Here is a 21,326-nt window from a genome sequence, read left to right on the forward strand (position 1 = left end):
GAAAGGCTCTGCGGCGTTTTGTTGTGTGCTGTAAAGCGCGATCAGATCGAGAACGACGACCCGCAACCACAAGTCGTTGTCGCGTTCGGGTTCTTGATCACGAAGCGCGAACCTTCCAGACCTTCCTGGTAGTCCACCTCCGCACCGGCCAGGTACTGGAAACTCATCGGATCAACCACCAGACTCACGCCTTCGCGCTCGACAATGGTGTCGTCCTCGGCAACATCTTCATCGAAGGTGAAACCGTATTGAAACCCTGAACAACCGCCGCCCGTAACAAATACGCGCAGCTTCAAGCGATCATTCCCCTCTTCATCGACCAGGCTCTTCACCTTGTGCGCAGCACCTTGGGTGAATTGCAAAGCCGTGGGGGTGAAGGATTCGACGCTCATGCTGACTATCTCCCGGCGTTACGCCGCCATAATGCGTGATGACGCGCATTATCCGCTTGTCCTAGAAAATTGGTCAACTATTAGAAAGGCAGCTGCAAGCTTCAAGCGGTGAGCTTCAAGCTTGCGGCGCCTGACCTGTGACGGCCGTTAAGGAAGCATACCGGCGTGGGACAGACCGAAGCGCTCATCCAGTCCGAACAGAATGTTCATGTTCTGCACCGCCTGGCCCGACGCGCCCTTGACCAGGTTGTCAATCACCGAGAGTACCACCACCAGATCGCCATCCTGTGGACGATGCACGGCGATGCGGCACACGTTGGCGCCGCGCACGCTACGGGTTTCCGGATGGCTGCCGGCTGGCATTACATCGACGAACGGTTCGTTGGCGTAGCGCTTTTCGAACAGCGCCTGCAGATCCACCGAGCGATCGACCACAGTCGCATAGAGCGTGGAGTGAATACCGCGAATCATCGGCGTCAGGTGCGGTACGAAGGTCAGGCCGACATCCTTGCCCGCCGCGCGACGCAGGCCCTGGCGAATTTCCGGCAGGTGGCGATGACCTTTTACCGCGTAGGCCTTCATGCTTTCCGACGTCTCGGAGTACAAAGAACCTACAGCCGCGCCACGCCCGGCACCACTGACACCGGATTTGCAGTCGGCGATCAAACGCGATGCGTCAGCCAGACCTGCTTCCAGCAATGGCAGGAAACCCAATTGCGTTGCGGTCGGATAGCAACCTGGTACCGCAATCAGGCGCGCTTTCTTGATCTGCTCGCGATTGACTTCCGGCAACCCGTAAACAGCTTCGTCCAGCAGATCTGGCGCGCCGTGCGGCTGGCCGTACCACTTGGCCCATTCATCAGCGTCTTGCAGACGGAAGTCGGCGGACAGGTCGATGACCTTGGTGCCCGCCGCCAGCAGTTCGCCTGCCAAGGCGTGAGCCACACCGTGCGGCGTGGCGAAAAACACCACATCGCAGGCGCCAAGGGTTTTCACGTCCGGCACGCTGAAGGCCAGCCCGTCATAGTGACCGCGCAGGTTCGGGTACATGTCAGCCACGGCCAGACCGGCCTCGGATCGGGAAGTGATGACGACCACTTCTGCCTGCGGATGCTGTGCCAACAGACGCAGCAGTTCGACACCGGTGTAACCCGTGCCGCCGACGATACCGACCTTGACCATAAACCTGCCCTCAACGAACCCACTGGAAAGCCGTCGATAATAGGGGCCGCGCGCGCCTGCGACAACCGCCAAGGTGACGCGCGGACGCTCAAGCCTCTACTATCTGGCTACCGTGAATGAGGGAATACCCAAAAATGCTCTATCTATGGCTCAAAGCGTTTCACATTGTCAGCGTCGTCTGCTGGTTTGCCGGACTGTTCTACTTGCCGCGCCTGTTCGTTTACCACGCGCAAAGCGCAGACACGATCAGCCAGGAACGCTTCAGCGTCATGGAGCGCAAGCTGTATCGCGGCATCATGGGCCCGGCGATGATCGCCACGCTGATCTTCGGTGGCTGGCTGATCTACCTCAACCCTAGCCTTTTCAGCCAGGGCGGCTGGATCCACGCCAAACTGACCCTGGTCGTATTGCTGATCGGCTACCACCACATGTGCGGCGCGCAGGTCAAACGCTTTGCCCGTGGCGAAAACACCCGCAGCCATGTCTTTTATCGCTGGTTCAATGAAGTGCCGGTTCTGATATTGCTGGCTATCGTAATTCTGGTCGTGGTCAAGCCGTTCTAACTTCAATCAATAAAAATCTTCGGGGTGTTCACAATGTCGCTGCCCGCTTTGCTCGAACAACGTCTGCGTCTGCCCGTGGTGGCGGCACCGATGTTCCTGATCTCCAATCCGGAACTGGTGCTCGCCTGCTGCCGCAATGGTGTGGTCGGCAGCTTTCCGGCGCTGAACCAACGCGAAAGCAGTGGGTTCAAGGCTTGGCTGGAACAGATCGAAGCGGGCGTGGCGACGCTGGATAATCCGGCCCCTTATGCGGTGAACCTGATTGTTCACCACAGCAACCCGCGCCTTCAGGCGGATCTGGACATTTGCGTCGAGCACAAGGTGCCGATCGTTATCACCAGCCTCGGCGCGGTGAAGGAACTGGTCGACGCGGTGCACAGCTATGGCGGTCTGGTGTTTCACGACGTGACCACGCGGCGCCATGCCGAGAAAGCCGCTGAAGCCGGTGTCGACGGGCTCATTGCCGTCGCGGCCGGTGCCGGCGGGCATGCTGGTACCTGGAGCCCGTTTGCGCTGATTGCCGAGATCCGTGAGTTCTTCGACAAGACACTCTTGCTTGCAGGATGTCTGAACCACGGCCATGAGATTCTCGCCGCGCAACTGCTCGGCGCGGATTTGGCCTACTTCGGTACGCGATTTATCGGCACCACAGAAAGTCACGCGCCTGACGCCTACAAAGACATGCTGCTGACAGCCAAGGCTGCCGACATCATTCATACTCCAGCAGTGTCGGGAGTGCCGGCCAGTTTCATGCGCCAGAGCCTGGAGGCGGCCGGTTTCGACATGGCGGCACTGCAAGGTAAGGGCGAGGTGAACTTCGGCGACAAGCTAAAGCCGATCAACGATGAAGCCAAAGCCTGGAAGACCGTGTGGTCGGCGGGCCAGGGTGTTGGCCAGATTGGTGACCTGCCAAGCGTGGATCAGTTGATTGCGCGGCTCGACGCAGAATATCGTCAGGCTCAGGCGCGCGCCGCACAGCTGCCGGAACGCTGGCCGCGCTGAGCAATACCCCCGGCCAGTCGCTGTCAGACTGGCCTTGAACTGACTACTGCAAACCCAATCGCGACAAGGATGCCTCGGCCATGAGCGACACCCGTTACAAGATCGTCTTCGACGGCGCGCTGCAGCCCGGCGTCGACCTCACCACCGCCAAACTGAATCTGGCGGATCTGTTCAAAAGCGATGTGGCCGCCATCGAGCGCCTGTTCAATGGCCGCACCATCGCCCTCAAACGTGATCTGTCCCACAGCGATGCCCAGACGTATCTGCAGGCATTGAACAAAACCGGGATCGATGCGCGGATCGAAGCGGAAACCGCCATCGAGCTGAATCTGGCGGATGTCCACGATAACCCTGCAGCTGTGGCGGAACCGGACTCGCCTTACGCCCCACCGCGCGCCAATGTCGGTGAAGCTCTGCCGCCATTCGCCACGCTCAAGCCATTCAGCGTCGAAGGCCGGATCGGTCGCCTGCGCTTTCTCGCCTGGACCATGGTCCTGAGCCTGGTGACCCTGCCCATCGTCGGTGTGTTTGCCTTGATTGCCTTGGGTCTGGTCAGTGGCGATTCAACCACAGGCCTGATCCTCGGCGGCATTCTGGCGGTCTTCCTGTTCCTCGGCTTCATGATCGTCAGCATTCTGTTCAGCGTTCAGCGCCTGCACGATATCGGCTGGTCGGGCTGGCTGTGGTTGTTGAATCTGGTGCCGTTCGTCGGCAGTTTTTTCCCGCTGGTGATGATGGTCGTACCCGGCAATGCCGGCGCCAACCGCTATGGCCCGCCACCACCGCCGAACAGCACGGCCGTCAAAGTGCTGTGCTCGTTATGGATCGTATTCTTCGCACTGATTTTTGCCGGAGGCCTTCTTGGCGGCTTCTCGGCTGTGCAGGAAGAATATGAAAGCAATCTGGAGAGCAGCTATGACAGCGGCGCGGTGACCACCGACGAAGTTGAGGTCGTCGAACCGCCAGTGATTTCCGCCGACGAGGCAGCCGAACCGGCGCAGGCCCCTGTAGACTCTGCGCAAGAATGAACAGCGCTCCCTGCCGCGACAATCGCGTCGCCGGCGCGGAGCTGTTGCGATGGAGAACTGCATGACCCGTTACGCTCTGATCACCGGTGCTTCCAGCGGCATCGGCCTGGCCATGGCCGAAGCACTGGCCCGGCGCGGCCGCAGCCTGATTCTGGTGGCACGGCAGCGTGATCAGCTGGAAAGTATCGCCATCGAGCTGACCCAGCGCTTCGATGTCGAAGTATTGTTTCGTGCCTGCGATCTCGGCGAACCGTTGCGCCTGTCGGGCTTTTTGCTGGAGCTGGAAGAAGGCGACCGGCAGATCGATCTGCTGGTCAACTGCGCCGGCATCGGCACTTGCGGGCCGTTCCTCGCGCAGGACTGGATGACTGAGCAGGACCTCATCGAGGTCAATATCCTCGCCCTCACCCGCCTCTGCCATGCGGTGGGTAACAGCATGGCGCTGCTGGGTGGCGGGCAGATTCTCAACGTCGCGTCGGTCGCCGCCTACAGTCCTGGCCCGTGGATGAGCACGTACTACGCCAGCAAAGCGTATGTGCTGCATTTTTCCGAAGCCTTGCGCGTGGAGCTCAAACAAAGCGGCGTGAAAGTTTCGGTGCTGTGCCCCGGCCCGACGCGCACACCGTTCTTCCGAACCGCACAGATGAGTAGCGAAAAGATCGAAAGCAGCCACTCGCTGATGAGTCCGGAAGAAGTGGCACTGCATGCCGTACGCGCACTGGATAAAAACCGCGCCATCATCATTCCGGGACGACGCAATCGCTGGCTGGCGTTCCTGCCGCGGCTGGGTTCGCGCTGGCTCAATCGCACCATCGTCGGCATGATCAACAAAGCTTACTGCCCCCGCTAGGAAGACAACTTCGAAGCGGTACACTCGATTCAGCCCAACTCAACGGAGAAACAGCAGTGGATACTCTGTTCACCAAGATCATCAACCGGGAAATCCCGGCGAAGATCATTTACGAGGACGACCAGGTTCTGGCCTTCCACGACATCGCCCCCCAGGCTCCGGTGCACTTTCTGGTAATCCCGAAAAAACCGGTGCGCACGCTCAACGACCTGACCGAAGACGACAAGGCGCTGGCCGGGCACATCCTGTTCACCGCGCAGCGTCTGGCGCTGGAACTGGGTTGCGAAGAGGGCTTCCGCGTGGTGATGAACTGCAATGAACTTGGTGGGCAGACTGTCTATCACATTCATATGCACGTGCTGGGTCAGCGCCAGATGAACTGGCCGCCGGGCTGATTGGCGACAACAACTGTGGGAGCGAGCCTGCTCGCGAAGGCGCCGATACATTCAACACTTCAGTATCCGATAATCCGCTTTCGCGAGCAGGCTCGCTCCCACAAAAAAGCCTGACCGCGCAGGAAGTGACCCAGCGCAAACCCTCGCCGGCCGATTCGGTTAAACTGGCCGCCGAGATTCTTCCCGGAGGTCAGCATGACTACCCAACGTCACTACTCGCCCATAGACCGTCTGCTGCTGCAAGCCGATGCCGCGATGCGCACGCTGTTGCCCTCCAGTGGTCAGCCGTACCGCCCGTCGCCGGCGATTCTGCAACCGGATACGCAGATGAGCGATGAAGACACTCGCCACGTCGCCGGCCTGATGCGTATCAACCACACTGGCGAAGTCTGCGCTCAGGCGCTGTATCAGGGGCAAGCGCTGACCGCCAAGTTGCCGCAGGTACGCGCGGCCATGGAGCACGCGGCTGAAGAAGAGATCGATCATCTGGTCTGGTGTGAGCAGCGCATCCATCAGTTGGGCAGCCACACCAGCGTGCTGAATCCACTGTTTTACGGCATGTCGTTCGGTATCGGCGCGGTCGCCGGACTGATCAGCGACAAGGTTAGCCTTGGTTTCGTTGCGGCGACCGAGCATCAGGTCTGCAAACACTTGAACGAACATCTGGAGCAATTGCCGGCCGAGGACGAGAAGTCCCGGGCGATTCTTGAGCAGATGCGCATCGATGAAGAACACCATGCGGAAAGTGCCCTGGATGCGGGCGGGTTTCGTTTTCCGGCGCCGGTCAAGTTCGGGATGAGCTTGTTGGCCAAGGTGATGACCAAGAGTACTTATCGGATCTGAGATATGTATCGCCCGACATTGCCCTATCGCTGGCAAGCCAGCTCCCACAGGGGGTTTTGTCTGAAGCATGAAAAAGGCGACCAGGAGGTCGCCTTTTTTGTTTCCGGGAATCTTAGGTCGGCATATTGCGCGCGTAGAAGATTTCCAGCATTTCGTGTTTCACACGGTCGGTCACCTGGGCACGTTGCTCGGGCGAGAGGTTGCTGGTGGCGTCGCCGAACAGGTAGTTGTCCAGTTCGAAGTTCTTCAGCAGCATTTTGGTGTGGAACAGGTTTTCCTGGTACACGTTCACGTCGGTCATCTGGTACGCGTCGCGGGTGTCTTCGGAGAGGTAGTTCTGGATCGAGTTGATCTCGTGGTCGATGAAGTGCTTGTTGCCTTCAACGTCACGGGTGAAACCGCGCACACGGTAATCCACGGTCACGATGTCCGAATCGAACTGGTGAATGAGGAAGTTGAGCGCTTTGAGCGGTGAAATGACACCACAGGTCGACACGTCGATATCCACACGGAACGTTGCAATACCGTCGTCCGGATGGATTTCCGGATAGGTGTGCACCGTGATGTGGCTCTTGTCGAGGTGGGCCAGAATAATTTCGGGCAACGGGCCCGGCGATTCTTCGATCTGGCTGTCAGTCGGGGTTACCGGCTCTTCCGAAATCAGAATCGTGACGCTGGCGCCCTGGGGTTCATAGTCCTGACTGGCGATGTTCAGGATGTTGGCACCAATGATCTCGACAACTTCTGTGAGAATCTGCGTCAGGCGTTTCGCGTTGTACTCTTGATTGATGTACTCAACGTAAGCCTGCTGGTCTTGCGGGGTTTCCGCGTAGCAGATGTCATAGATGTTGAAGCTCAAGGTCTTTGTCAGGTTATTGAACCCGTGGAGCTTGAGTTTGCTTTTCACCGTTAAAAACTCTCTATGTATGCGGCGCGGCCGCGTGATCAAGCATGCCCGTCAAGTGCGAACAACGCACCTGCGTAGGACGGTTAACACCTCTTCGCGATGGCGATTTTGGTTATCTGTTCAGGCGGATGACCCGTCGGCTGACCGATCACTGCCCTGAAAAAAGTGGCGCATTATGCAGACGTCAGCGGGGGATCGCCAGAGTCTGCACTGCTTTTATGATAGTTGAATGTCGGTTCAGCCGAGTTCGACGATTTCATAATCGTGGGTGATTGCCACGCCAGCCGCGCCGAGCATGATCGACGCCGAGCAATACTTCTCGGCCGACAGCTCGATGGCGCGCTTGACCTGAGCTTCCTTCAGGCCCCGGCCCTTGACCACGAAGTGCATGTGGATCTTGGTAAACACCTTGGGATCTTCAGTCGCACGCTCGGCATCAAGGAAGGCTTCACAGCTTTCAACGGCCTGGCGCGACTTCTTCAGGATGCTGACCACGTCGAAGTTGCTGCAACCGCCGACACCCAGCAAGAGCATTTCCATCGGGCGAACCCCGAGGTTACGGCCACCGGCATCTGGCGGGCCGTCCATTACCACGACATGACCGCTGCCGGATTCGCCGAGGAACATGGCTTCGCCAGCCCATTGGATGCGTGCCTTCATCGCCCAGACTCCACTGTAAAAAAAGGGTCGCCAGCTTAGCACAGCACTTTGTCCCGACAGGAACGACGTCCTAGGACGGATGCTTTCTGGCTGTAGGTAATTTCTCGAATTTTCGACGAAGTGTCTGGTAAGCTGGCGCCAATTCGCTGGCGCCAATTCGTCAGCCCTGTAGCGACCGCCTTCAGCGCCTCATAAAAACTCAAACATCACCGTGCAGTCTTTTCGGGATACAACCATGGTTGCTATTACCCCCACACCCAAAATCAAGAACATCGACAAGCTGTTGATGCATTGCCAGCGCCGGCGTCATGCGGCCAAGAGCAATATCATCTGCGCCGGGGATCGCTCGGACACGCTGTTTTTCATCATCAAAGGCTCGGTCACCATCCTCATCGAAGACGACGATGGTCGCGAGATGATCATCGCTTACCTGAACGCCGGGGATTTCTTCGGCGAACTGGGTCTGTTCGAGCAGGCAGGTCAGGAGCAGGAACGCAGCGCCTGGGTGCGTGCCAAAGTTGAATGCGAAACCGCCGAAATCAGCTACGCCAAGTTCCGCGAACTGTCGCAGCAGGATCCAGACATTCTTTACGCCCTCAGCGGACAAATCGCACAACGCCTGCGTAACACCACGCGCAAAGTCGGCGACCTGGCGTTTTTCGATGTCACTGGCCGAGTCGCCCGCTGCCTGCTGGAGTTGTGCAAACAACCGGACGCCATGACTCACCCGGACGGCATGCAGATCAAGGTCACCCGCCAGGAGATCGGTCGTATCGTCGGCTGTTCTCGAGAGATGGTCGGCCGCGTGCTCAAGGATCTGGAAGAACGCAACCTGGTCGATGTGAAAGGCAAGACCATGGTGGTCTTCGGCACGCGCTAGACGTAAATCTGCGCCAGCATCAAACGAAACAATTCATCGAGACGCGCCAATGCCTGTGGCGCGTTGAATTTCTCATACAGGGCAATGTGGCTTTGCGCCCTCACCCGCTGCTCCAGGCCGCAGGCTTCATTGAAGCGATTGACCGCAGCAACCATCGCTTCGCGCTCGTCATCCATCAGCATCGCACCATGCACCAGGCCAACCGGACGCTGGCCTCCCTGACTCTGGCGCCAGCGCTGGGCGGTACCGACCATCTTGCGACCGTCGAGATTGACGTTGAAACGGCCGTCGCAGAATGCGCCGTCGATTTCCCCGACCGACGAGGTGCCACCCAACTCATCCAGCAACTGACAGATCGGATCGCACAGGCGGCGGTAGCCGGTTTCGATGCGGTTCAGATCGCCTTCGCTGCGAGGCGGGGCATATACCAAGGCAATGTTGACGGTCGCAGCGGATTGCGGGACGGGCTCACCGCCGGTTTCACGCAACAGCACCGGCCAGCCAGCAGCAGCGGAAACTTCGCAGGCGTGGTCGAAATGCGGGAGACGGTTGAGGCGGCGCGGCATGACCAGCGCGCGATCGGTGGGTTGCCAGAACAGCAGGCCGAATTCGGCGTCGCCGGCGCAGACCGAGGCCAGCAAGTCCTGTTCGGCTTGCAGGCCGGATTCGATGGTCAGCGGGGTTGGCAACGACATGGTGAGCTCCGGCAGATTGAATCTCTTTAGCGGAATTTAGCGCCTCTTCGCGAGCAGGCTCGCTCCCACACTGGAATGCATTTCCCTGTGGGACCGAGCCTGCTCGCGAATGAGGTCGACTCGGTCAGTCGAGGGTCGAACCACTGATCGGCACACCACGCTCCGGAAAGAACAGGCGCTGCAATTCAATGCCTGGATTTTCCGCGCGCATGAACGCTTCGCCGACCAGGAACGAGTACACATCGCTGATTTCCATCAGCTCGACGTCGGCCCGATTGAGGATGCCGCTTTCGGTGATCACCAGGCGATCGCGCGGGATGCGCGGCAGCAGGTCGAGGGTGGTTTCCAGGCTGACGTCGAATGTGTGCAGGTTGCGGTTGTTGACCCCGACCAGCGGCGTGTCGAGGGTTTTCAACGCGCGCTCCAGTTCGTCACCGTCGTGCACTTCCACCAACACGTCGAGACCGACGCCTTTGGCCACGGCGGCCAGCTCGGCCATTTTCACGTCGTCCAGTGCGGAGACGATCAACAGCACGCAATCGGCGCCAAGCGCGCGAGCTTCAACGATCTGGTACGGATCGATCATGAAATCCTTGCGGATCACCGGCAATTTGCAGGCGGCGCGCGCCTGTTGCAGGTAGGCATCGGCGCCCTGGAAGTAGTCGATATCGGTCAGCACCGACAGACAGGTGGCCCCACCCTTTTCGTAGCTCTTGGCAATGTCTGCCGGGACGAAGTCTTCGCGGATCACGCCTTTGCTCGGCGAAGCCTTTTTGATTTCGGCAATCACGGCCGGTTGTTTCTTCTTCGCTTGCGCCAGCAACGCCTGGGCAAAACCACGGGGTGCATCGGCCGCCTTGGCCAGACTTTCCAGCTCGCTCAGGCTGACCCGAGCGCTGCGCTCGGCGACTTCCTCAACCTTGCGCGCCAGAATGTTTTCCAGAACCGTCGGTACACTCATCCTTCATTCTCCACTTTGAATACCGCGGTAAAGGCACCCAGCTCCTCGAGTTTTTCCCGAGCGAGGCCGGTGTGCAGCGCGTCGTGCGCCAGCTCCACACCTTGTTTCAGACTGCTTGCGAGGTCGGCGGCATACAGCGCCGCACCGGCATTGAGCACAATCATCTCGGCAGCTTTCTGGCCGTTTTCGGTTTTGCGCTTGCCGAGGGCATCGCGGATCAGCGCCAGCGACGCTTCCGGGCCTTCAACCGACAGGCCGTGCAGGCTCTGGCTCTTCATGCCGAGGTCTTCCGGTTCGACCCAATACTCAGTGATTTCGTTGTTCTTCAACTCGGCAACAAAAGTCGGCGCGGCGAGGCTGAATTCGTCCAGGCCGTCCTTCGAATGCACGACCAGAACGTGTTTGCTGCCCAGTCTTTGCAAGACTTCGGCCAATGGCCGGCACAGCGCCTGAGTGAATACGCCGACGACCTGATGTTTCACACCGGCCGGATTCGTAAGCGGGCCGAGCATGTTGAACAGCGTGCGCAGACCGAGTTCGCGGCGCGGGCCGGCGGCGTACTTCATCGCTTTGTGGTGAGTCTGGGCGAACATGAAACCGATGCCGACGTTGTCGATGCAGCGCGCGACCTGCACCGGGGTCAGGTTCAGATAAATGCCGGCAGCTTCCAGCAGATCGGCACTGCCGCTCTTGCCGGACACCGCGCGGTTGCCGTGCTTGGCGACGGTGCAACCGGCGGCTGCGACAACAAAGGAAGACGCGGTCGATACGTTGAAGATATTCGCACCGTCACCGCCGGTGCCAACCACATCGACTACGCCGTCGAGGGTTTTCAGCTCGACCTGATCGGCCAGCTCGCGCATCACCGACACGGCGCCGACGATTTCGTCGATGCTCTCGCTTTTCATGCGCATGGCCATCATAAACGCGCCGATCTGCGCTTCGGTGCACTGGCCGGTCATGATCTCGCGCATCACATCGCGCATTTCATCGGTGCTGAGGTCGAGGTGTTCGACGATACGGCTGAGGGCTGTCTTGATATTCATGGGAAGTCCTTAGCGCGTGCCGCCGGTTTGTTTGAGGAAATTGGCAAACAGTTCATGACCCTGCTCGGTGAGGATCGATTCGGGGTGGAACTGCACACCCTCGATGTTCAGGGTCTTGTGACGCAGGCCCATGATCTCGTCGACCGAGCCGTCGTCGTGCTGGGTCCATGCGGTCAGCTCGAGGCAATCGGGCAGGCTGTCATGCTTGACGATCAGCGAGTGGTAACGGGTAACAGTGAGCGGATGATTGAGGCCGGCGAACACGCCCTTGTCCTCGTGGAATACCGGGCTAGTCTTACCGTGCATGACTTGGCGGGCACGCACCACATCACCGCCGAAGGCCTGGCCGATGGACTGGTGGCCGAGGCAGACGCCGAGGATCGGCAGCTTGCCGGCGAAGTGCTTGATCGCATCAATGGAAACGCCCGCCTCGGTGGGCGTGCACGGCCCCGGGGAAACCACGATGCGCTCGGGATTCAGCGCTTCGATTTCGGCGATGGTCAGTTCGTCGTTGCGCACCACTTTGACCTCGGCACCCAGCTCGCCGAGGTATTGCACAACGTTGTAGGTAAAGGAGTCGTAGTTGTCGATCATCAGCAACATGGCGTTTCGAACCTCTTGAATTCTGACTTGATGACAGCCTTCAGATGACTTGCCCGCGGGTGGCTGCGCGATGTCGGACGCGCACAGGGCGCCAGCACAGCGGCATTTCAAACAGACAAGGAAGGCAAAGCGATACAGATCCGGCGGAGCCGGCAGAGAAGATTCAGGCGCGCCAACGCCAGCGGGCGTGTGCCTTGATGACTTGATCCAGAAGTTTGCTGGTGATCAACACGGGGAAGGTCTCGTTCATACGTTCCGGCACAGTAACTTAGCTGGGCGGAGCGTGCAATATGGCGGGGCCTGCGGGTTATAAAACGGCAGAAGGATTCGCGACCGATGGCAAAAGGCCGAACGTTTTTGGTACTGTCGTTTCGTTCACCTACAACAATAAATAAACGGACTTGCTCATGATCAGACAGACGTTGTTTGTACCGCTGGCCAGCTGCTTGCTCGCACTCGCCTGCGCCCAGGCCAATGCAGCGCCCAATCCTTATTCCAGTTTCATCGTCTTCGGTGACAGCCTCAACGATGCCGGCACCTTCGCCGACACGGGCGGCCCGGCGGGCTCCACCGAGCGTTACACCAACCGTACCGGGCCGGTGTATCAGGATGGCAGCGGCGAAGTTTTTTCATTGAATTCCACCCAGCTGCTTGGCGGCCGCCTGGGTTTTTCGGCCGACCAGACAGCCTCTTCCAGCTCCGCAGTGCGCGCGGAAAACGGCCAGCCCGACGGCAACAACTGGGCAGTCGGTGGCTATCGCACCGACCAGATTCTCGATTCGATCACTACACAATCGGCCACCGGTGAACGCACCCGCGCAGGGTACCTGCCGTCGAACGGCTTCCGCGCCGACCCGAATGCGCTGTATTACATTTCCGGTGGCGGCAACGATTTCCTCCAGGGCCGCATCCTCAGCCTGCCCCAGGCCAACGCCGCAGCCGATCGACTGGCCGACAGCGTGCAGACCCTGCAGACCGCTGGCGCCAAATACGTGATGGTCTGGCTGCTGCCCGACGTGGGCCTGACACCTGCTCTGAACGGCACGCCGCTGCAAGCGTTCAGCAGCACCCTCGCCAACCAGTTCAACAGTCAGTTGGTGACGCGCCTGCAAGGCATCGACGCCGAAGTCATTCCGCTGAACATTCCGGTGCTGCTCTCGGAAGTCTTCGCCGACCCGGGGCGCTTTGGTCTGGCTACCGACCAGAACCTCACCGCGACCTGCTTCAGTGGCAACAGCTGCACGGAAAACGCCCGCTACGGGATCAACAGCGCCACGCCGGATCCGACCAAGCTGATCTACAACGATGGCGTACACCCGACCGAATCCGGGCAAAAACTGATCGCCGATTACGCCTATTCGCTCTTGGCTGCGCCGTGGGAATTGAGCCTTCTACCGGAGATGGCCCACGGCACGGTGCGCGCGCATCAGGATGAATTGCGTAACCAATGGCAGGCGGACTGGGAGAACTGGCAAGCGGTCGGCCAATGGCGTGCGATTGTCTCGGCCGGCGGACAGCGTCTGGATGTCGACAGCCAAAGCAGCGGCGCCAGCGCCGATGGCAGCGGTTACAACCTCAACGTCGGCGGCAGCTATCGCCTCAATGAGGCTTGGCGCGTGGGCGTGGCAGCCGGTTTGTACCGGCAGAATCTCGAGGCCGGGCACAACGACTCCGATTACAAACTCAACAGCTACATGGCCACCGCGTTTGCCCAGTTCCAGCAGAACCGCTGGTGGGCCGACGCGGCGCTGACCGGCGGCAAACTCGACTACGACAACCTCAAGCGCAAGTTCGACCTCGGCGCCAGCGAGGGCGCGGAGAAAGGCGATACCGACGGCAGTCTGTGGGCGTTCAGCACGCGCCTGGGCTATGACATTGCGCAACCGGGCAGCCAATGGCATCTGTCGCCGTTTGTCAGCGCCGATTACGCCAGTGTCGACGTCGACGGTTACTCGGAAAAGAGCAACCGCGCCACCGCGCTGACCTTCGATGACCAGAGCCGCGATTCGAAACGCTTGGGCCTGGGGATTCAAGGCAAGTACAACTTCACCGCGCAAACCCAGGTGTATGGCGAATACGCTCATGAGCGTGAGTACGAAGATGACGTGCAGAAGGTCAACATCGCCCTCAATACCCTGCCGGCCAATGACTTCACCCTTGAAGGCTACACACCGGCAAGTCACCTGAACCGCTTGAGCCTGGGTGTCAGTCACAAGCTGACGGCAGATCTGGCGCTGCGTGGGGGTTATACGTTCCGCAAGGATGATGACTTCAAGCAGCAGGGCCTGAATGTCGGGGTTGTGCTGGATTTCTGAGTCGTAGATGCAAAAAAGCGGCGCCTGTCAGGGCGCCGCTTTTTTTATGCCTCAACACAAAACCCAATGTGGGAGCGAGCCTGCTCGCGAAAGCGCTGGGTCAGTCAATATCAACGGTGACTGACACACCCTCTTCGCGAGCAGGCTCGCTCCCACATGGGAAATTGCGTGGATCAGGCGTCCGGGGTTTGCTCGGCCAGGGCCACGGCGCGGAACATCGCGCGGCGTTTGTTCAGGGTTTCTTCCCATTCCAGCGCCGGCACCGAGTCGGCGACGATGCCGCCGCCGGCCTGCACGTGCAATTCACCGTTCTTGATCACCGCCGTGCGAATGGCAATGGCGGTGTCCATGTTGCCGTTCCAGGCGAAGTAACCGACCGCACCGCCATACACGCCACGCTTGACCGGCTCAAGTTCGTCGATGATTTCCATCGCGCGAATTTTCGGCGCACCCGACAACGTACCCGCCGGCAGGATCGCCCGCAGTGCGTCCATTGCGGTCAGGCCCGACTTCAACTGGCCGGTGACGTTGGAGACGATGTGCATCACATTGGAATAACGCTCGATGACCATTTTCTCGGTGAGCTTCACCGAGCCGATTTCCGAGACTCGCCCGGTATCGTTGCGGCCCAGATCGATCAGCATCAAGTGCTCGGCGATCTCCTTGTCATCCGAGAGCAGGTCCTGCTCCAGCGCCACATCGGCTTCTTCGGTGGCGCCGCGTGGGCGCGTGCCGGCGATCGGGCGCACGGTGATCAGGTTGTCTTCGACGCGCACCAGCACTTCCGGCGAACTGCCGACGACGTGGAAATCGCCGAAGTTGAAGAAGTACATGTACGGCGTCGGGTTGAAGCAACGCAGCGCGCGATACAGATCGATCGGCGCAGCCTTGAAGTCGATCGACATGCGCTGCGACGGCACCACCTGCATGCAGTCGCCGGCAAGGATGTATTCCTTGATGGTGTCGACGGCTTTTTCGTAATCGTCCTGAGTGAAACTCGAACGAAACACCGGATCGGCCGATTGCTGTTTGCTGAAATCCAGGCCACGACGCGGGGTGATCGGCTGACGCAGTTGCTCGAGCAGTTCCTGCAAACGCGCCTGACCTTGCTCGAAGGCATCGGCCTGGGCCGGGTCGGCGAGGACGATCGCATGCATCTTGCCGGCCAGGTTGTCGAACACTACAACAGCGTCGGAAACCATCAGCAGAATGTCCGGCACGCCCAGCGGATCCGGGTTCGGGCATTTGCCCAGACGCTTCTCGACATAGCGCACACAGTCGTAACCGAAGTAACCGACCAGTCCACCGTTGAAGCGCGGCAGGCCGGCGATGGTCGGCACGTTGTAGCGCGCTTTGAAGGTTTCAACGAAGGCCAGCGGGTCTTCGACGTCATGGCTTTCGGTCTCGACGCCATCAACGGTGATGCTGACGTGATGGTCATGTACGCGCAGCACGGTGCGGCACGGCAGGCCGATGATCGAGTAACGGCCCCATTTCTCGCCGCCCTGCACCGATTCGAGCAGGTAGGAGTTGGGCTGGTCGGCCAGTTTCAGGTAGATCGACAGCGGCGTGTCGAAGTCGGCCAGGGTTTCGCAGGCCAACGGGATGCGGTTATAGCCATCAGCGGCCAGACGCAGGAATTCTTCGCGATTCATAAGGTGCCTCGTGGTGTGAGGTGCAATCAGTCAGGTATGCAAACGCGCCGGCAGGGCCGGCCAGAATCAGTCAGGCGCGCCAACGCCAGCGGGCCAGGGCCTTGATGACTTTCATCCAGAGTTTGCGGGTGACCACCACGATGGCGTTTCCAGAAGGGGGTTGAACAGCGTCGGGCAACGTTATCCCACCGGCCAGATCCAGGCAACCGGGAATTAGTTTGCGCAAATCGTCGATCACCAGTGCCGGGGACTCCTCGGCAATCGGCCGGCCATGGTTGTAGCCGTAACTCAGCGCCACACACTTGACCCCCGCTGCTTTCGCCGCCTGCACATCACTGCGCGAGTCGCCGACGAACAACGATTGCGAGGCCGGAATGTTGGCCATTTTCATCACGAAAAACAGCGCCGCCGGGTCAGGCTTCTTCTGCGGCAGGGTATCGCCGCCGATGATCCACTTGAAGTAGCGGCCGATTTTCATCTGATCGAGCAGCGGCGCGACGAAGCGCTCCGGCTTGTTGGTGATCAACGCCATGGCCACGCCTTGTTTGTGCAGCCACTTGAGCGTGTCGCGCACACCGGGATAGACCACGGTCAGTTCATGGCTGGCGCCGTACGCCTCCATGAAAATCTCCAGTGCGCGCTCGGCGTCGGCGTCATCCACCGCCGAATGATCGATGCTACCGGCCAAGGCCCGACGCACCAGCACCGGCGCGCCATTGCCGACCCATTCGCGCACCGCTTCGATGCCCGCCGGCGGACGGCCGAGGGAGAGCAGCATGGTGTCCACCGCCGCCGCCAGGTCGGGAACCGAATCGATCAGCGTGCCATCCAGATCGAACATCACCAACCGTGGCAGTTGCCCCGGGAACAACTGCTCAAAACCGCTCATGGGCGCGCCAGTGCCAGTTCGGAACGCATCTTGTCGATGACTTCCTGATAGTTCGGCGCGTTGAAAATGGCCGAGCCGGCGACGAAGGTGTCAGCACCAGCAGCGGCAATTTCGCGGATATTGTTGACGTTGACGCCGCCGTCGATTTCCAGGCGGATGTCGCGCCCCGAGGCGTCGATGATGGCGCGCGCTTCACGCAATTTGTCGAGGGTGCCGGGGATGAACTTTTGCCCGCCGAAGCCCGGGTTGACGCTCATCAGCAGGACCATGTCGACCTTGTCGATCACGTACTTGAGCACGTCCAGCGGAGTCGCCGGATTGAACACCAGACCGGATTTGCAACCACCTTCGCGGATCAGTTGCAGCGAGCGATCGACGTGCAAAGTGGCTTCCGGGTGGAAGGTGATGTAAGTCGCGCCGGCTTCGATGAAGTCGCCGACGATGCGGTCCACCGGGCTGACCATCAGGTGCGCGTCGATCGGCGCGGTGACGCCGTACTTGCGCAGCGCCGCGCAGACCATCGGGCCGATCGTCAGGTTGGGCACGTAGTGGTTGTCCATGACATCGAAGTGGACGAAGTCGGCGCCGGCGGCGAGAACGTTGTCCACTTCTTCGCCGAGGCGGGCGAAGTCGGCGGAGAGGATCGACGGAGCAATTACGAAGGGCTGCATGACGCACCTGTGCTGAGCTAAATCACGATGGCGCGCATTGTATACCTCAAGTTTCCACGCGCGCACCGGGACCGCGATGATTGGGTTGTGCCATGAGCCCTCAGCGACCGCGCCTCAGTAAGCCGCGCGGTAGATCTTCTCGATGTCGCCGGCGCTGAGTTTGCGCGGGTTGTTGCGCATCAAGCGCTCGATGCCGGCGGCCTCCACGGCCATCGCCGGAATTGCTTCCTCAGGTACGCCGAAACTGCGCAGCCCGGCAGGGATTTCCACCGCCGCGCACAGGTCGGTCATGGCCTGCACGGCTTTGTCCGCGGCTTCGCTGGCGCTCAGATGCGCGGTCTTCACGCCCATGGCTTCGGCAATATCCTGCATGCGTTCGACACAGGCCATTTTGTTCCAGGTCATCACATAGGGCAGCAGCAAGGCGTTGCTGACACCGTGGGCAATGTTGAAGCGCCCGCCCAGCGGATACGCCAACGCATGCACCGCACCGACCCCGGCGTTACCGAACGCCATGCCGGCCATGAGGCTGGCGGTGGCCATGTCTTCGCGGGCTTGCAGGTTGGCGCCGTTGGCGTAGGCCTTGGGCAAGGCGCTGGCGATCAACTTGATTGCGCCAATGGCGAGGGAGTCGGTGATCGGCGAGGCATTCACCGACAGGTAGGATTCGATGGCGTGCACCAGTGCATCGACACCACTGGCGGCGGTAACACTGCGCGGACAGGTCAGGGTCATTTGCGGACTGACCAGCGCCACGTCCGGCAACAGATAGTCGCTGACGATGCCTTTCTTCAACTGCGCGACCTTGTCCGAGAGGATCGCCACGTTGGTGACTTCAGAACCAGTGCCGGCGGTGGTCGGGATGGCGATCAGCGGCGGGCCTTTGCGCGGCACCTGATCGACGCCGAACAGATCTTCCAGCGCGCCGTGATATCCGGCGTAGGCGGCGACACTTTTGGCAATATCGATGGCGCTGCCGCCCCCGAAGCCGATCAAACCGTCATGGCCGCCTTCGCGATAGGCGCGCATGCAGTCTTCGACGATGGCGATTTCCGGATCGGGCAGTACACGGTCGAAAATCTCGTATTCGCGCCCGCCGAGTTGCACCAGCGCCAGCTCGACAGTACCGGACTTGACCAGCGCGGCGTCGGTGACGATCAGCGGGTTATCGATGTCCAGACGGGTGAGTTCGGCGGCCAGTTGTTCGATGGCTGCGGCGCCGGTGATCAGTTTATGAGCGATTTTGAACTGGGACAGACTCATGGTGCGCAGCCTCTTATAGATATGGGAGCCGGGCACAAGATTAGCTGGGGATTTGGGGTTGTCTGCTATTCAGGGTGTGAATGGTTGATCGGATAGGAAGATCAAGAGCCCCTCACCCTAACCCTCTCCCGGAGGGAGAGGGGACTGACCGGGTTGTACTCTCGAAATACATCGACCTGAATTACCGAGTCGAACTCCGGCCGCGAAAGCCACGAAGATCTGCTCCCTTCCCCCTCGCCCCCTTGGGGAGAGGGCTGGGGTGAGGGGTGGCTTTTGACCTTGATCTCAGACCTGCGCAGTACGCAGTTTCTCGCTACGCCCGCGCAGCCATTCCAGCGTCAGCAGCAGGATGACGGAGAAGGCAATCAGCAACGTCGCAGCAGCCGCAATCGTCGGACTGAGGTTTTCGCGAATCCCGCTGAACATCTGCCGAGGCAATGTCGCCTGCTCAGGCCCGGCGAGAAACAGCGTCACCACCACTTCATCGAAAGAAGTCGCAAAGGCAAACAGCGCCCCGGAAATCACTCCCGGCGCAATCAGCGGCAAGGTCACCCGGCGGAACGCCGTCAGGGGTGAAGCACCCAGACTCGCCGCCGCACGCACCAGATTGTGATTAAAGCCCTGCAAAGTCGCCGACACGGTGATGATCACAAACGGCACACCCAATACCGCATGCACGACGATCAGCGAGAAGAAGCTGTTACCCAGCCCCAGTGGCGCGAAGAACAGATAGCTGGCCACGCCAATGATCACCACCGGCACCACCATCGGCGAAATCACCAGCGCCATCACCAGCGACTTGCCGGGGAAGTCGCCACGGGTCAGGCCGATCGCCGCCAAGGTGCCGAAGATCATCGCCAGCACCGTCGCCGCCGGGGCGACGATGATGCTGTTCTTCAGTGCACGCATCCATTCCGCCGAGGCGAAGAAGTCGTGGTACCACTGCAGCGAGAAACCCTGCAGCGGATAGACCAGGAAACTCCCCGAGTTGAACGACAGCGGAATGATCACCAGCACCGGCAGGATCAGAAACAACAGAATCAGGCCGCAGAGGATCCGCAGGCTGTAGAACCACACCCGTTCAATGGGCGACATGTAAGGACTCAGCATCGCAAATTCCCCTTAGCTCAGGCGCAGGCGACTGGCGCCGACCAGCCAGCTGTAGATCAGATAAAGCACCACGGTCGCCAGCAACAGCAAGCCGCCGAGCGCGGTGGCCATGCCCCAGTTGATGCTGGTGTTGGTGTAGAAAGCGACGAAGTAGCTGACCATTTGGTCGTTCGGGCTGCCGAGCAGCGCCGGGGTGATGTAGTAGCCGATGGCGAGGATGAACACCAACAGGCAGCCGGCGCCAACGCCGGCGTAGGTCTGCGGGAAGTACACCCGCCAGAAACTGGCGAACGGATGACAGCCGAGGGAAATCGCCGCGCGCATGTAGGTCGGCGAGATGCCTTTCATCACGCTGTAGATCGGCAGAATCATGAACGGCAGCAGAATGTGCACCATCGAGATGTACACGCCGGTGCGGTTGAACACCAGTTCCAGCGGTTTATCGATGATGCCCATGGCCAGCAGCGCACTGTTGATCAGGCCGCCGGATTGCAGCAGCACGATCCACGCGGCGACCCGCACCAGAATCGAGGTCCAGAACGGCAGCAGCACCAGGATCATCAGCAGGTTGCTCTGCCGCGAAGGCAGGTTCGCCAGCAGGTAGGCCAATGGATAGGCGAGCAGCAGGCAGATCGCGGTGATGACCAGGCCCATCCAGAAGGTGCGGGCGAAGATGTCGAGGTAGATAGCCTGATCCGGGGTGGCCGGGGCCAGTTCGCCAAGGTCATCGATACGGTGATCGACCGCCGCCAGCAGGTAATACGGAGTGATGCTGCTGGTGTTGCGTTTCACCGCTTGCCAATAAGCCGGATCGCCCCAGCGTTCGTCGAGCGCTTCCAGCGCTTCTTTGTAGGAGGCCGGTTCGCTGGCGAACGGCAGCGCGCGGGCGGTTTTGGTCAGCAGGCTGCGGTAGCCGGCCAACTCCATGTTCAAGCGCTTGGACAGATCGCCCAGCGTCTGGTTTTTGCGGGCTTCGGCGAGGTCTTCGCTGGCCGCCTTGTACACCGGCTCGGCCGGCAGACCACGGCCGTCCCAACTCGCGATGGCAGTGACAGTGCGCGGCATGCCGCCAACCACTTCCGGGTTGCCGACGCTTTTATAGAGCAGCGCCACGATCGGCACCAGAAACACCAGCAGCAGAAACAGCACCAGCGGCGCAATCAGTGCCTGGGCCTTCCAGCGGTTGACCCGCTCGGCGTGCTTGAGCTTCTGCTTCAAAGTGGGGCTGGCGCCCTCGTTCAGGGGAACGGCGATGGCCATGACGTACTCCGCAAATCTTTGATCGTTACAGAGGTGGCGAACCACCTCTGTTGCGTTGAAACACTGCTACCTGTGGGAGCGAGCCTGGTGGCGAGGGGATTTATCCCCGTTCGGCTGCGCAGCAGTCGTAAAACCTGAGAATGCGGTTTATCTGAC

General features: G+C 60.2%; 22 protein-coding genes. 8 read left to right on the forward strand and 14 right to left on the reverse strand.

Annotated elements, in window-relative coordinates; translation table 11 throughout:
• Window positions 1–41 precede the first annotated feature (41 nt).
• Together erpA and argC are read right to left on the reverse strand one after the other, a co-directional pair.
• The gene (erpA, locus tag AB4O45_RS10330) at window positions 42–392 is read right to left on the reverse strand and encodes an iron-sulfur cluster insertion protein ErpA (RefSeq protein ID WP_003228776.1); all 351 of its coding nucleotides are present in this window, start codon (window positions 390–392) and stop codon (window positions 42–44) included.
• A gap of 147 nt (window positions 393–539) precedes the next feature.
• Entirely contained in the window at window positions 540–1,574 is a 1,035-nt protein-coding gene (argC, locus tag AB4O45_RS10335) for an N-acetyl-gamma-glutamyl-phosphate reductase (protein ID WP_041476674.1), read from the reverse strand.
• A gap of 134 nt (window positions 1,575–1,708) precedes the next feature.
• Here argC and hemJ point away from each other — a divergent pair, with 134 nt between their 5' ends.
• The 6 genes from hemJ (at window position 1,709) to coq7 (ending at window position 6,255) form a co-directional block, all read left to right on the forward strand.
• Window positions 1,709–2,137: a protoporphyrinogen oxidase HemJ gene (gene hemJ / locus AB4O45_RS10340; RefSeq protein WP_039757756.1), complete on the forward strand. Its 429-nt coding sequence runs from the start codon at window positions 1,709–1,711 to the stop codon at window positions 2,135–2,137.
• A 33-nt stretch (window positions 2,138–2,170) separates the two neighbouring features.
• The gene (locus tag AB4O45_RS10345; protein WP_460161368.1) at window positions 2,171–3,139 is read left to right on the forward strand and encodes an NAD(P)H-dependent flavin oxidoreductase; all 969 of its coding nucleotides are present in this window, start codon (window positions 2,171–2,173) and stop codon (window positions 3,137–3,139) included.
• Between the two features lie 80 nt (window positions 3,140–3,219).
• Complete coding sequence (locus AB4O45_RS10350) at window positions 3,220–4,167, forward strand: DUF805 domain-containing protein (RefSeq protein ID WP_252886881.1); 948 nt, start codon at window positions 3,220–3,222, stop codon at window positions 4,165–4,167.
• 61 nt (window positions 4,168–4,228) lie between these two features.
• Window positions 4,229–5,017 (forward strand): SDR family NAD(P)-dependent oxidoreductase, encoded by a 789-nt coding sequence (locus AB4O45_RS10355; RefSeq protein ID WP_041476677.1) that lies wholly within the window; start codon window positions 4,229–4,231, stop codon window positions 5,015–5,017.
• Window positions 5,018–5,073: 56 nt separating this feature from the next.
• A complete protein-coding gene (locus AB4O45_RS10360) occupies window positions 5,074–5,412 on the forward strand; it encodes a histidine triad nucleotide-binding protein (protein WP_017128660.1) in 339 nt (112 codons plus the stop codon).
• Window positions 5,413–5,607: 195 nt separating this feature from the next.
• Window positions 5,608–6,255: a 2-polyprenyl-3-methyl-6-methoxy-1,4-benzoquinone monooxygenase gene (gene coq7, locus AB4O45_RS10365; RefSeq protein ID WP_252886882.1), complete on the forward strand. Its 648-nt coding sequence runs from the start codon at window positions 5,608–5,610 to the stop codon at window positions 6,253–6,255.
• Window positions 6,256–6,367: 112 nt separating this feature from the next.
• On the opposite strand, the gene speD is transcribed toward coq7, so the two are convergent.
• Both speD and AB4O45_RS10375 read right to left on the reverse strand, forming a co-directional pair.
• The gene (gene speD, locus AB4O45_RS10370) at window positions 6,368–7,162 is read right to left on the reverse strand and encodes an adenosylmethionine decarboxylase (protein ID WP_024014530.1); all 795 of its coding nucleotides are present in this window, start codon (window positions 7,160–7,162) and stop codon (window positions 6,368–6,370) included.
• A gap of 237 nt (window positions 7,163–7,399) precedes the next feature.
• Window positions 7,400–7,822, reverse strand: coding sequence for an OsmC family protein (locus AB4O45_RS10375; protein ID WP_016772921.1), 423 nt, complete (start codon window positions 7,820–7,822; stop codon window positions 7,400–7,402).
• 235 nt (window positions 7,823–8,057) lie between these two features.
• On the opposite strand from AB4O45_RS10375, the gene crp reads away from it, so the two are divergent.
• Window positions 8,058–8,702, forward strand: coding sequence for a cAMP-activated global transcriptional regulator CRP (crp, locus tag AB4O45_RS10380; protein ID WP_041476679.1), 645 nt, complete (start codon window positions 8,058–8,060; stop codon window positions 8,700–8,702).
• On the opposite strand, the gene AB4O45_RS10385 is transcribed toward crp, so the two are convergent.
• The 4 genes from AB4O45_RS10385 to AB4O45_RS10400 form a co-directional block, all read right to left on the reverse strand.
• Window positions 8,699–9,397 (reverse strand): lipoate--protein ligase family protein, encoded by a 699-nt coding sequence (locus tag AB4O45_RS10385; RefSeq protein ID WP_252868379.1) that lies wholly within the window; start codon window positions 9,395–9,397, stop codon window positions 8,699–8,701. The genes crp and AB4O45_RS10385 overlap by 4 nt on opposite strands.
• Window positions 9,398–9,521: 124 nt before the next feature.
• A complete protein-coding gene (gene trpC / locus AB4O45_RS10390) occupies window positions 9,522–10,358 on the reverse strand; it encodes an indole-3-glycerol phosphate synthase TrpC (protein ID WP_041476681.1) in 837 nt (278 codons plus the stop codon).
• On the reverse strand, window positions 10,355–11,404 hold the full coding sequence (gene trpD / locus AB4O45_RS10395; RefSeq protein WP_041476682.1) for an anthranilate phosphoribosyltransferase: 1,050 nt from the start codon (window positions 11,402–11,404) through the stop codon (window positions 10,355–10,357). Before trpD ends, trpC begins: the two co-directional genes overlap by 4 nt.
• A 9-nt stretch (window positions 11,405–11,413) precedes the next feature.
• Window positions 11,414–12,007 (reverse strand): aminodeoxychorismate/anthranilate synthase component II, encoded by a 594-nt coding sequence (locus tag AB4O45_RS10400; protein WP_041476683.1) that lies wholly within the window; start codon window positions 12,005–12,007, stop codon window positions 11,414–11,416.
• Window positions 12,008–12,414: 407 nt separating this feature from the next.
• Between AB4O45_RS10400 and estP the strand changes: the two genes are divergently transcribed.
• Complete coding sequence (gene estP / locus AB4O45_RS10405) at window positions 12,415–14,322, forward strand: esterase EstP (RefSeq protein ID WP_460161369.1); 1,908 nt, start codon at window positions 12,415–12,417, stop codon at window positions 14,320–14,322.
• A gap of 173 nt (window positions 14,323–14,495) precedes the next feature.
• On the opposite strand, the gene trpE is transcribed toward estP, so the two are convergent.
• The 6 genes from trpE to AB4O45_RS10435 form a co-directional block, all read right to left on the reverse strand.
• Window positions 14,496–15,977: an anthranilate synthase component I gene (gene trpE / locus AB4O45_RS10410; protein ID WP_122612453.1), complete on the reverse strand. Its 1,482-nt coding sequence runs from the start codon at window positions 15,975–15,977 to the stop codon at window positions 14,496–14,498.
• A gap of 70 nt (window positions 15,978–16,047) precedes the next feature.
• Window positions 16,048–16,866 carry a phosphoglycolate phosphatase gene (locus tag AB4O45_RS10415; protein ID WP_024014534.1) on the reverse strand — a complete coding sequence of 273 codons (819 nt, stop codon included), beginning with the start codon at window positions 16,864–16,866 and terminating at the stop codon, window positions 16,048–16,050.
• Complete coding sequence (gene rpe / locus AB4O45_RS10420) at window positions 16,863–17,537, reverse strand: ribulose-phosphate 3-epimerase (RefSeq protein WP_007918813.1); 675 nt, start codon at window positions 17,535–17,537, stop codon at window positions 16,863–16,865. Before rpe ends, AB4O45_RS10415 begins: the two co-directional genes overlap by 4 nt.
• A gap of 114 nt (window positions 17,538–17,651) precedes the next feature.
• The gene (locus AB4O45_RS10425) at window positions 17,652–18,800 is read right to left on the reverse strand and encodes an iron-containing alcohol dehydrogenase (RefSeq protein ID WP_460161370.1); all 1,149 of its coding nucleotides are present in this window, start codon (window positions 18,798–18,800) and stop codon (window positions 17,652–17,654) included.
• A gap of 285 nt (window positions 18,801–19,085) precedes the next feature.
• Window positions 19,086–19,910: an ABC transporter permease gene (locus AB4O45_RS10430; protein WP_016772909.1), complete on the reverse strand. Its 825-nt coding sequence runs from the start codon at window positions 19,908–19,910 to the stop codon at window positions 19,086–19,088.
• 12 nt (window positions 19,911–19,922) lie between these two features.
• The gene (locus AB4O45_RS10435) at window positions 19,923–21,170 is read right to left on the reverse strand and encodes an ABC transporter permease (protein WP_400557403.1); all 1,248 of its coding nucleotides are present in this window, start codon (window positions 21,168–21,170) and stop codon (window positions 19,923–19,925) included.
• Window positions 21,171–21,326 lie beyond the last annotated feature (156 nt).

It is taken from the genome of Pseudomonas sp. S2_B10, assembly GCF_054668425.1.

What these genes read in the sequence shown, in the direction of transcription:
- erpA (WP_003228776.1), bottom strand. Translation starts at nt 392, where the DNA reads ATGAGCGTCGAATCCTTCACCCCCACGGCTTTGCAATTCACCCAAGGT.
- argC (WP_041476674.1), bottom strand. Translation starts at nt 1,574, where the DNA reads ATGGTCAAGGTCGGTATCGTCGGCGGCACGGGTTACACCGGTGTCGAA.
- hemJ (WP_039757756.1), top strand. Translation starts at nt 1,709, where the DNA reads ATGCTCTATCTATGGCTCAAAGCGTTTCACATTGTCAGCGTCGTCTGC.
- AB4O45_RS10345 (WP_460161368.1), top strand. Translation starts at nt 2,171, where the DNA reads ATGTCGCTGCCCGCTTTGCTCGAACAACGTCTGCGTCTGCCCGTGGTG.
- AB4O45_RS10350 (WP_252886881.1), top strand. Translation starts at nt 3,220, where the DNA reads ATGAGCGACACCCGTTACAAGATCGTCTTCGACGGCGCGCTGCAGCCC.
- AB4O45_RS10355 (WP_041476677.1), top strand. Translation starts at nt 4,229, where the DNA reads ATGACCCGTTACGCTCTGATCACCGGTGCTTCCAGCGGCATCGGCCTG.
- coq7 (WP_252886882.1), top strand. Translation starts at nt 5,608, where the DNA reads ATGACTACCCAACGTCACTACTCGCCCATAGACCGTCTGCTGCTGCAA.
- AB4O45_RS10375 (WP_016772921.1), bottom strand. Translation starts at nt 7,822, where the DNA reads ATGAAGGCACGCATCCAATGGGCTGGCGAAGCCATGTTCCTCGGCGAA.
- crp (WP_041476679.1), top strand. Translation starts at nt 8,058, where the DNA reads ATGGTTGCTATTACCCCCACACCCAAAATCAAGAACATCGACAAGCTG.
- AB4O45_RS10385 (WP_252868379.1), bottom strand. Translation starts at nt 9,397, where the DNA reads ATGTCGTTGCCAACCCCGCTGACCATCGAATCCGGCCTGCAAGCCGAA.
- trpC (WP_041476681.1), bottom strand. Translation starts at nt 10,358, where the DNA reads ATGAGTGTACCGACGGTTCTGGAAAACATTCTGGCGCGCAAGGTTGAG.
- trpD (WP_041476682.1), bottom strand. Translation starts at nt 11,404, where the DNA reads ATGAATATCAAGACAGCCCTCAGCCGTATCGTCGAACACCTCGACCTC.
- AB4O45_RS10400 (WP_041476683.1), bottom strand. Translation starts at nt 12,007, where the DNA reads ATGTTGCTGATGATCGACAACTACGACTCCTTTACCTACAACGTTGTG.
- estP (WP_460161369.1), top strand. Translation starts at nt 12,415, where the DNA reads ATGATCAGACAGACGTTGTTTGTACCGCTGGCCAGCTGCTTGCTCGCA.
- trpE (WP_122612453.1), bottom strand. Translation starts at nt 15,977, where the DNA reads ATGAATCGCGAAGAATTCCTGCGTCTGGCCGCTGATGGCTATAACCGC.
- AB4O45_RS10415 (WP_024014534.1), bottom strand. Translation starts at nt 16,866, where the DNA reads ATGAGCGGTTTTGAGCAGTTGTTCCCGGGGCAACTGCCACGGTTGGTG.
- rpe (WP_007918813.1), bottom strand. Translation starts at nt 17,537, where the DNA reads ATGCAGCCCTTCGTAATTGCTCCGTCGATCCTCTCCGCCGACTTCGCC.
- AB4O45_RS10425 (WP_460161370.1), bottom strand. Translation starts at nt 18,800, where the DNA reads ATGAGTCTGTCCCAGTTCAAAATCGCTCATAAACTGATCACCGGCGCC.
- AB4O45_RS10430 (WP_016772909.1), bottom strand. Translation starts at nt 19,910, where the DNA reads ATGCTGAGTCCTTACATGTCGCCCATTGAACGGGTGTGGTTCTACAGC.
- AB4O45_RS10435 (WP_400557403.1), bottom strand. Translation starts at nt 21,170, where the DNA reads ATGGCCATCGCCGTTCCCCTGAACGAGGGCGCCAGCCCCACTTTGAAG.